This is a genomic window from Gemmatimonadota bacterium, assembly GCA_016719105.1.
In the GTDB taxonomy this organism is placed as follows: domain Bacteria; phylum Gemmatimonadota; class Gemmatimonadetes; order Gemmatimonadales; family Gemmatimonadaceae; genus SCN-70-22.
Window position 1 is genome coordinate 1 of record JADKAQ010000050.1, and the last position, 7,672, is coordinate 7,672.

Genomic DNA, 7,672 nt, shown 5'->3' on the forward strand with positions numbered 1-7,672 from the left:
GTGGTGGCGACGGTCGCGGTGGCGATCGTCGCGAAGGCGGCGGTGGTCGCGATTGGTCTACCGGACTGGATCCCCCCGGGCGCGGTCGGCTTGATGCCCTCGTTTTGCCGGTGCTGTTGTTGACGGGCCATGCTGCTTGGTCGCGCGGCGCAGTGCGCGCGCCACGCCGACGCCCACACGCCCGGCGGGACGATGGTGGGCCGCGGCCCCGTCGGGGACGCTGGCGACGATGGCGCTCAAGGCCAATCCGCACCTGTCATGGCGCCGCAACCTGCGCTACGGCATGGTCACCATGGGCAGCTTCGTGCTGCTGGTGATCGGCTACATGGTCACCCGACAGATGGGGATCGGCCTCATGGCGTCGTTCTTCGCGAGCGGGGACGCCTGCGGCGCAGGACAAGGTCTTGCTGGCCGACTTCACCACGACCGGTGGCGACTCGACGCTCGCGCCGATCGTGCAGGCGGCGGTGCGCGCCGCGATGTCGCAATCGCGCGCGGTGACGGTGTTGAGCCCGTCGGATGTGGCGGCAGAGCTCGTGCGGATGCAGCGCCCCGACAGCACGCCGTTCGATCCGGCCACCGGCGTGGCCGTCGCGACGCGCATCGGCGCGAAGGCGATCCTCGGCGGCCGACTCGCCGCGGCTGGCCCTGGGTACCTCGTCTCGCTCGAGCTGACCTCGACGGCGCAGGGGACGGTGCTCGCCTCTCATCAGGAACGGCCGACGGTAGTGAAGACCCTGAATGTCACCGTGGTCGACGATCTCACCAAGAAGTTGCGCGGCAAGCCATGCCGAGTCGCTCAAGGAAGTGCAGAACGCCGTCCCGCCTGAGCGCGCCACGACCGCCAACCTCGAGGCGCTCCGCAAGTACGACTGAGGCGATTCGCGCCAACGATGTCGAGGGTGACTACGATCGCGCGAAAGTCGTGCTGTTCTGCTAGGCGATCGCGTCTCGATTTCCGACCTTCGCGCTCGCTTCATCGCAAGCCCAACGCCGCACTCAACAACCTTCGGGCGCCCTGCAGATCGCCCGCGACTCGGCGCTGGAGGGCGCGGCGCGTTTCGTTGACCGTCCCCCGCCGGTCGAGAAGAACCTGATCCTCGCCGGCGCGGTCAACCAGCTGCACAGCACTCTGGGTGATCGCGGCAAGGCGCCAGCCGCGTATTCGGCCGCCGTCGCGATCGATCTCCACTCCAGACCGCCTCGCTCAATCAGCCTGCCGTCTCTTACGCGAGTCGTGAGCAATACGACAGCGCGCTCAAGTATGCCGGAGTGGCAGTTCCGTCAGGTTCCCAATGTCCGCAACGCCGCCACAAGGTGGGTAACTCGTTGCTGGATTCCGTCGGCCGCTACGACGACGCGGCGCGGTTCCTCGATTCGGTGCGGGAAGGCTGCCTTCGCAGGCGCGAACGGAGGGGAGCTTTGGCGACCGCAGTTGCCTTCGCTGCGTACCTGCGCGGCGACATCGACTGCGCGCACGCGGGTCATTGATGCGGTCACCAAGTCGCCGTCGGTTCCGGAGCAGACTCTGGCGGAGGGAATCCGCGCCGACTTCCGTCGATGACGCTTCGGCAAGTTCGCCAAGTTCCGCTACCGCGGCCGACCGTGCATCGACTTCTCCTCGTCGGAACGCGCGGGACGTCGATCACGCGACGGGGACTCTCTCCGTGCCGCGCGGGCGTCGGACATCCAGGATCCGCCAGCGGCTACCGCAGGCGGTCGCACAGCTCGACAAGATCGTCGCCGGCCGCAGTGGGCCGGGATTCCGGCGGCGGATCGCCCCTGGTCCTCACCCGCCCGCTCTACGCCGCACGCAGGTGTCCCCGCGCGGCGGCCGGGCGCTGATCGCGCAAGCTGCCTGGTCGATCGATCCCCAACGCAGCGACGTCGCGGTCGCTGCAGGCTGGCCTCGTCTGGATCGACGCCGAGTTGTTGCTGGCCGAGGGGAAGACCAGGGAAGCGATTGCCCGATTCCGTGCCGCGATGACGGGCAGCGATGTGGCGCGTCATCAGGGTTGACTGCCACCGCGCCTATTTTCCGCATCGCGCGCAGCTTGACAAGGCTGGCAGTTCGATTCGGCGATGGCCTCTATTACGAGCGCTATCTGGCGATCGAACCCGCCGCCGTGGCGCCGGGGCGGCCCGAACGACCCCATCGCCTTGGCGGCAACGACAGAAGCGCCTCGGAGAACTCTACGACGCTGGGCAAGGGCGAGCGCACCAGCGCCATCAAGCGACTTGGCGACGCTCTCTGTCACCCAGTGGAAGGATGCCGACGTCGAGTTGCAGCCGACGGTGGCCAGCGTGAAGAAGCGGTTGACGGAGCTCAGGGGGATGGAAGGGAAGCAGGAGCCGAGAAGCGAGAGCGAGGTCCCCGATTTCGCGCTGGCTACGCCGTCGCTTCGCTCAGGATGACAACCATCGATCATCGATCATCGATCATCCATCATCCATTATCCCGCTGTTTCTCGCTTCTCGCCTCGCTTCTCGCTTCGCTGTTCGCCCCTCACCGTACCCGCAACACCATCCATCGCACCGACCCACCCACCGTCGACGTCGCGACATAGCCCCACCGGTCGCCGCATCATCAATCTGAAGACGCCGCTGTTGCCCGATGGCGACGTCTTCAGGGTGGTCGCGCCGCCCCTGCGGACACTCCCGCCGACGGCGTGACGCTGTTGCGCACGTAGAGCCCGTTGAACTCGCGGGCTGCGGTCCGGCTGGTCAGATCCTGAAAGCGTGGATTGCTGGTAAGGTCATCGGCAGCCTGCGCCATCGTCCATTCGAGCAGGGCATCGGCCGGATGCCACGATGGTCCGAAGCGCGTGCGCGCATCCGCGGCACCAATCCCTGACCGTACGACGCGCCCCCGGAAACCGATGCCATACCAGCCTCTCGATCGCCCGATCTGCACCTCGCGGAGCGCATCGGTCCAGGTCATCCCGCGTTCCGTCACCAAGCGCTGCGCCAGATAGCGGAAGAACGCTGCCGACCCCTCGATAGCCCAGCGTGAAGAGCCCGACGTTGCCGTTGGCGAAGATGGCGGTCTGCCGGCGCGGGTCGTTCCCGGCGAACGCCTCGAATTGCGTGTTGGCATTCCACGCGATGCTGTGCCGCTCCAGCGCGGTCAGCAGCTCGTGCAGCGCGGCGCTGCCTTCCAGCGACCATGACTGCCCGAACGGTGACTGCCCATTGCGCAACTCGCGGTTCGAGAGGAACTGGTAGGTGTGCGTCGTCTCGTGGACGATGATCGGGTCCACGCCGCCGTCGTTGCAGTTGGCCGGGATGGCGTAGCAATTGGTCGCGTTGAGCAGCATGCTCACGAAGCTGAATGCGCCTTGCGGCACGCTGCCGTCGGTGGTGGTGCGAATCGTGTTGGTGGTGCCGCCCGCCCTCGAACATCACGACCAGTTGCCCCGAACCGGGTGAGGTGACGACGTCGCGGGTGGTGCCGAGCGACTGGCGAAGCGAGGCGAGGTATTGCGTGTCGAGGAAGTCGAGCGTCGCCTCGATACGGGTGAGTGCCGCCGGGGCGAGGAGGGCATCGTCCGCCTGGATGATCGCCGCGACGACCTTCGGGCGCGTCGCGATGATGCGTGCAGTCGTCGCCGGTCGCGCGACGGCGGTCGGCTGGAAGTTGAACGTGGCGCCCACGACCCATGGCGTCGTGCGACAGTAGATGGCCCACGCGGCCGCAGTGGGTGTCGAACCGCAGGCTGCGAAGGGAACATCCATGAACGTGCCGGCCGCCTGCGCGCCACTGGCCAGCAGCGAGACGGCGCGGCCCGACGTGGCCATCGGCGCGAACGGGATTGGGCACCGGTGCCGCGGCCACGAGCCCGGCACCGACACCGTGGCGGGTGGACCGCTCTGATCCCAGCTGCAGCGGTGACATCCCCGGGTGTGGGGACCTCGAACTGCGTCTCCGCCTGACCATGCGACGGTCGTCGACCCAGGCGAGGAGGTAGCGCGCATTGGCGGTGCCGCGGTGTGAGCGCGGAGGCAACCCGCCGCCGTGCTGGTCAGGGCGACGGCCTGCCCGCAGCGAGCGCGAGCGCGCCGGTGCGTGCCCGCGTGTACGGTGTCGTCACCGAATCCGAGGTCCACGTTGGTGGGCGTGAACCGATACGCCACGGTCCGGCTGGTGCACGGCCCGCCGCTCGCGGCCGCGGAAGTCACCAGGCGGAGCGTGGCACTGTCGCTGGTCGTGGCCTTGCTCACGCCGAGCGTGCCGGGAAAGAGCTGGTCGGGCACGACGGTCTGCATCCCGTAGCCCCGGATGGCGAGCGTGTCGCCGGTGCCGAGGGGTGGGGCCCAGCAGGGCCGGCGAGGGCGGTGATCAGCGATCGCGGGGACGACACGCACGATCACCGAATCGGTGAGCCCGTCCGCCGCCACATTGACGACGACTTCGCCCGGTCCCGCCGCGACCAACTGCCGTGCCGCGAGCGACGCCGTGTTGAGCACCGCGCGCTCCGTGAGCCAGCGCCGCTCGGTGCGGACCGTGAGGGTCGGGGTGACGGCTGGCCCGTCACGGGTCACCGTGAACGCAAGGCGTCGTCCCACCGTCGGTGTCGTCAGCAGGGTCGCTGCAAGACGAGGGGTCTCGCCGGGCGGGTGGCGGTGGCGGCGGCGGCGGTGGTGGTGGCGGAGGCGGAGGTGGCGGTGGCGGCGGTGGCGGCGTGGTCGGCGACCCTCGACCGCACGCTCCGATGAGGAGGAACAAACCGCAGACCATCAGGCGATCGCGTCATCGGCGACCTCGGCGAGCGCAGGGTGAAGCGGGATGGCAGGCTGAACCCTTCGAGCGCCGACCGTCCAAGCATCGACCGCCTCCCACCCTTCGGCAAGCTGCCCGATCCTGCACCACCGCCGGTCACCAGCGTGACTTCCTCCACTGACCGCACACCTGACGTCGCCGAGCCCCGAAGAGCCGACGACCAGCGCGAGCGCCTTGCGCCCGCGAGATCGCCACGTTGAGCTGATTGGGTGAGAGGAGGAACTGCGGGCCGCGCGGCGCATCGTCGAGCGCGTGCTGGCGCACATCGAGACGATCACCACCGGTGCCTCCTGCCCCTGAACTTGTCGACCGAGCTGATCCGCGCCATGCCACCGAGGCGGGCGCGGAGGGCGCGCACCTGCAGATTGAATGGCGCGACGATCAAAATGTCGTCGAGCGTCATCGGGCGTGGGGCGTTGCCGTGCACCGTCACGGTGCCCTGGAGCAGCGAGGTCACCAGGCTGACGATCACCGCGACCTCTTCGTCGCCCCTGCGTGTTGCCCGCGTGCTCGACCGGGAGGAAGGCGACACCGTGGCTGGTCGTGATCGGCGCGGTGGCCGGGAGCGCGACGTGATTGCCGGCGGTGAGGGCGTGGCTGCCGAGCCGCCCCTCGTAGAACGACTCGGAGATCAGGCGGCAGACGTCGGGGTGCATCCGGAATGAGGTGCCGAGGAGATGCCGAGCTCGTCAGGGATGACGGCGCGATCCTCGAGGAGATAGGCGAGGCACGACTTGCCGCTCTCGCCGGGATGCTCCCCCTGCGTCGGTTGGGCGAGCTGCATCTGGTCGCCCATGAGGATCAGGTTGCGCGCCGACATCCCGCCGCGACGGCGTTGGCGAGCGGAACTTGCCGGGCTTCGTCGATGAAGAGGTAGTCGAGTGCGCCGATCATCTCCGGCCGGCTGAAGAGCCACGCGGTGCCACCGACGACGCAGGGACCCCGCGGTCGCGGTATCGGGGAGCCTTCGCCGAATCGAGCAGCGCACCGCGCCACCACCGCCAGGGGTGGCCGCTCTTCCCACCTTGAGGACGCGCCCGGCGAGGTCGGGGCGCTGCTGCAGCAACTTCTCCAGCACATTGAGGATCACGGCGTGGCCGGTCGCCATCACGACGCGCTTTGCTGTCCGTCGAGCAGCGCCGCGACTGAGCCGGGCCCTGGTCGTCGTCCTTGCCGGCTCGGCGGCCCCTGGATGGCGAGCGTGGTGCCATCCATGGCGCGCGCGGCGCCGATCGCGCCGTCGCTGCCGCTCCCTGCCGCGATCACGCGCCCACCGCCGTGGCCACGCAGTCGCGGGGCTCGGCGGTGGATCAGGTCATCGACTGCCGCTGACGCCGGCGTGCCCTCGTCCCAGCTGCGCACGTAGCGCTCGACCGATTCGGGGATCGGCGTCGGGTTCACGTATTCGTCGGGAATCAGCTGGCAATGCTCGGGGAGCGACCGCCCGGTGCCGACCTTCAGCGTCAGTCGACCGTTGGCCAAGTCCATCGTGTCGATCTTGGTGCTGGTGATGCCATCGCCGAGGACACGGCGGAGCCCGCGTAGCAGTGGGTGTCCTGTTCCGGATCGAAGGCATATTCGTAGACCGTCGACTTCTTCTCGGGCCAGGGCGCGCGCGCGGTCCGCGTGACACCGGCGAGGCAGTCCGCATCGGCGTGGAGCTCCAGCTCCGAGAGCGTCTGCCGTTCGAAGAAGCGCCACCACAGTGGCTTGGCGTCGCGGCGGTGATACTCCAGCAGCCAGCCCAGCAGCTCGGTCACACGCCGCTCTCTCCGAATCCGGCGGGAGCGCCGCCGCGCGCTCGGCCAGGGCGGCCGCGTAGAGCTCGACCTCCTTCGGCACGCGATTGCTGATGGGTTCGGTCGGGGCGTCGGGGCGGGGAAGCCACGACAGCCTGGCCTCCTGCTGCCGCGCCAGCAGCCAATCGCGGAGCGGGACCATCGATTCGCAGTCGACGCGATTGTAGTCGCGGATGGCCGAGAGGATCAGCGACGGCCGGGCCACCGCCGCCGGCTCTCGCCACTCTCGATCCATCGCTGGTACTCCACGACGGAGCCGCCGGCGCTGGTGATCGCCTCGGTCCGCGGCGGCATGTAGAGATGCTCGATCTCCTTTGAGCGAATAGCTCGGCGTTCCGATCACCATCCCCTGTCGCACCACGGTGTGCGCGTCGCGTACTTGGCGTGCCAAGCGCGAGAAGGCGCCCGTCAGGCGGCATAGTGAGATGTGCATCGTCGGGTCCTGCTTGAACCGCCCCACGCCCAGTCGATGAAGCCCTCGAAGGCGACGCGCTCCTCCGGTTCGTCGTGCGCCCACCAATCGTCGAAGGCGAGCTTGCCGTCCGTCGCGATCGTCGTGGCGCCGATGAGATAATCGAGCCCGCGTTCCGCGTAGGGAAAGCCCTCGAGATCGAGGAAAATGTCGAGCCGGGACGGTGGCGGCAGCAGGTCGAGGCCGCGGCGGGGCTGTTCCGCGTCGAGCGGGCGCAGTGACCAGGCAATGGTGCCGGTGGTGCGCGTGGCGACCTGCAGCCTTGCCTGCTCGCGGATCGCCGCGAGTGACGCCGGCGAGATCCGCGGGATGGTCGCATCGGGTGCGGGGTCGCCAGCTCTTCGACCGTGTCCACCGCGGCCGCGCGCAGCCGAATGATCTGGCTGCGGCTGATGCCGGCGATCAGCGAGAGATCATCGACGTCGGGGTGAGCATCTGGAGTGCCGCCTCGCTCCACCGGCCGGGTGCGGTCGAGGCGGATCGGCGTAGCGTGTCGGTGTCCCACGATGCCTGGAAGCGCTCGAACGACTGCTTCAGGCGCCGGTAGTAGTGGATGACGTCGGCGGTGCGGAAAGTGGCCTCGCTGCCATCGCCCAGAATGAAGCCGAAGCGATCGGGCGC

11 protein-coding genes are annotated in these 7,672 nt (G+C 68.8%); 4 read left to right on the top strand and 7 right to left on the bottom strand.

What is annotated here, in order from left to right; all coding sequences use genetic code 11:
* Nucleotides 1–404 precede the first annotated feature (404 nt).
* Nucleotides 405–830, top strand: coding sequence for a hypothetical protein (locus tag IPN47_27920; GenBank protein ID MBK9411807.1), 426 nt, complete (start codon nt 405–407; stop codon nt 828–830).
* Nucleotides 831–976: 146 nt separating this feature from the next.
* Here IPN47_27920 and IPN47_27925 read toward each other — a convergent pair whose 3' ends face one another.
* A complete protein-coding gene (locus IPN47_27925; protein MBK9411808.1) occupies nt 977–1,192 on the bottom strand; it encodes a hypothetical protein in 216 nt (71 codons plus the stop codon).
* A gap of 1,046 nt (nt 1,193–2,238) precedes the next feature.
* Between IPN47_27925 and IPN47_27930 the strand changes: the two genes are divergently transcribed.
* Complete coding sequence (locus IPN47_27930; GenBank protein ID MBK9411809.1) at nt 2,239–2,415, top strand: hypothetical protein; 177 nt, start codon at nt 2,239–2,241, stop codon at nt 2,413–2,415.
* Nucleotides 2,416–2,756: 341 nt separating this feature from the next.
* On the opposite strand, the gene IPN47_27935 is transcribed toward IPN47_27930, so the two are convergent.
* Nucleotides 2,757–3,317: a hypothetical protein gene (locus tag IPN47_27935; protein ID MBK9411810.1), complete on the bottom strand. Its 561-nt coding sequence runs from the start codon at nt 3,315–3,317 to the stop codon at nt 2,757–2,759.
* An 800-nt stretch (nt 3,318–4,117) separates the two neighbouring features.
* Between IPN47_27935 and IPN47_27940 the strand changes: the two genes are divergently transcribed.
* A complete protein-coding gene (locus IPN47_27940; GenBank protein MBK9411811.1) occupies nt 4,118–4,273 on the top strand; it encodes a hypothetical protein in 156 nt (51 codons plus the stop codon).
* Between the two features lie 781 nt (nt 4,274–5,054).
* On the opposite strand, the gene IPN47_27945 is transcribed toward IPN47_27940, so the two are convergent.
* The 4 genes from IPN47_27945 to IPN47_27960 all read right to left on the bottom strand — a co-directional run bounded on the left by IPN47_27945 (nt 5,055) and on the right by IPN47_27960 (nt 6,540).
* Complete coding sequence (locus IPN47_27945) at nt 5,055–5,252, bottom strand: hypothetical protein (protein ID MBK9411812.1); 198 nt, start codon at nt 5,250–5,252, stop codon at nt 5,055–5,057.
* A gap of 159 nt (nt 5,253–5,411) precedes the next feature.
* On the bottom strand, nt 5,412–5,888 hold the full coding sequence (locus IPN47_27950) for a hypothetical protein (protein MBK9411813.1): 477 nt from the start codon (nt 5,886–5,888) through the stop codon (nt 5,412–5,414).
* The gene (locus tag IPN47_27955) at nt 5,888–6,262 is read right to left on the bottom strand and encodes a hypothetical protein (protein MBK9411814.1); all 375 of its coding nucleotides are present in this window, start codon (nt 6,260–6,262) and stop codon (nt 5,888–5,890) included. Before IPN47_27955 ends, IPN47_27950 begins: the two co-directional genes overlap by 1 nt.
* Entirely contained in the window at nt 6,244–6,540 is a 297-nt protein-coding gene (locus IPN47_27960; protein ID MBK9411815.1) for a hypothetical protein, read from the bottom strand. Before IPN47_27960 ends, IPN47_27955 begins: the two co-directional genes overlap by 19 nt.
* A 546-nt stretch (nt 6,541–7,086) precedes the next feature.
* On the opposite strand from IPN47_27960, the gene IPN47_27965 reads away from it, so the two are divergent.
* Complete coding sequence (locus IPN47_27965) at nt 7,087–7,272, top strand: hypothetical protein (GenBank protein MBK9411816.1); 186 nt, start codon at nt 7,087–7,089, stop codon at nt 7,270–7,272.
* A 181-nt stretch (nt 7,273–7,453) separates the two neighbouring features.
* On the opposite strand, the gene IPN47_27970 is transcribed toward IPN47_27965, so the two are convergent.
* Nucleotides 7,454–7,672, bottom strand: a 219-nt coding sequence (locus tag IPN47_27970; GenBank protein MBK9411817.1) for a hypothetical protein, incomplete at its 5' end; no start/stop codon positions are given.

Excerpts from the sequence above, each read along its gene's own strand:
- IPN47_27935 (MBK9411810.1), bottom strand. The coding sequence starts at position 3,317 with ATGCTGCTCAACGCGACCAATTGCTACGCCATCCCGGCCAACTGCAAC.
- IPN47_27950 (MBK9411813.1), bottom strand. The coding sequence starts at position 5,888 with ATGGCGACCGGCCACGCCGTGATCCTCAATGTGCTGGAGAAGTTGCTG.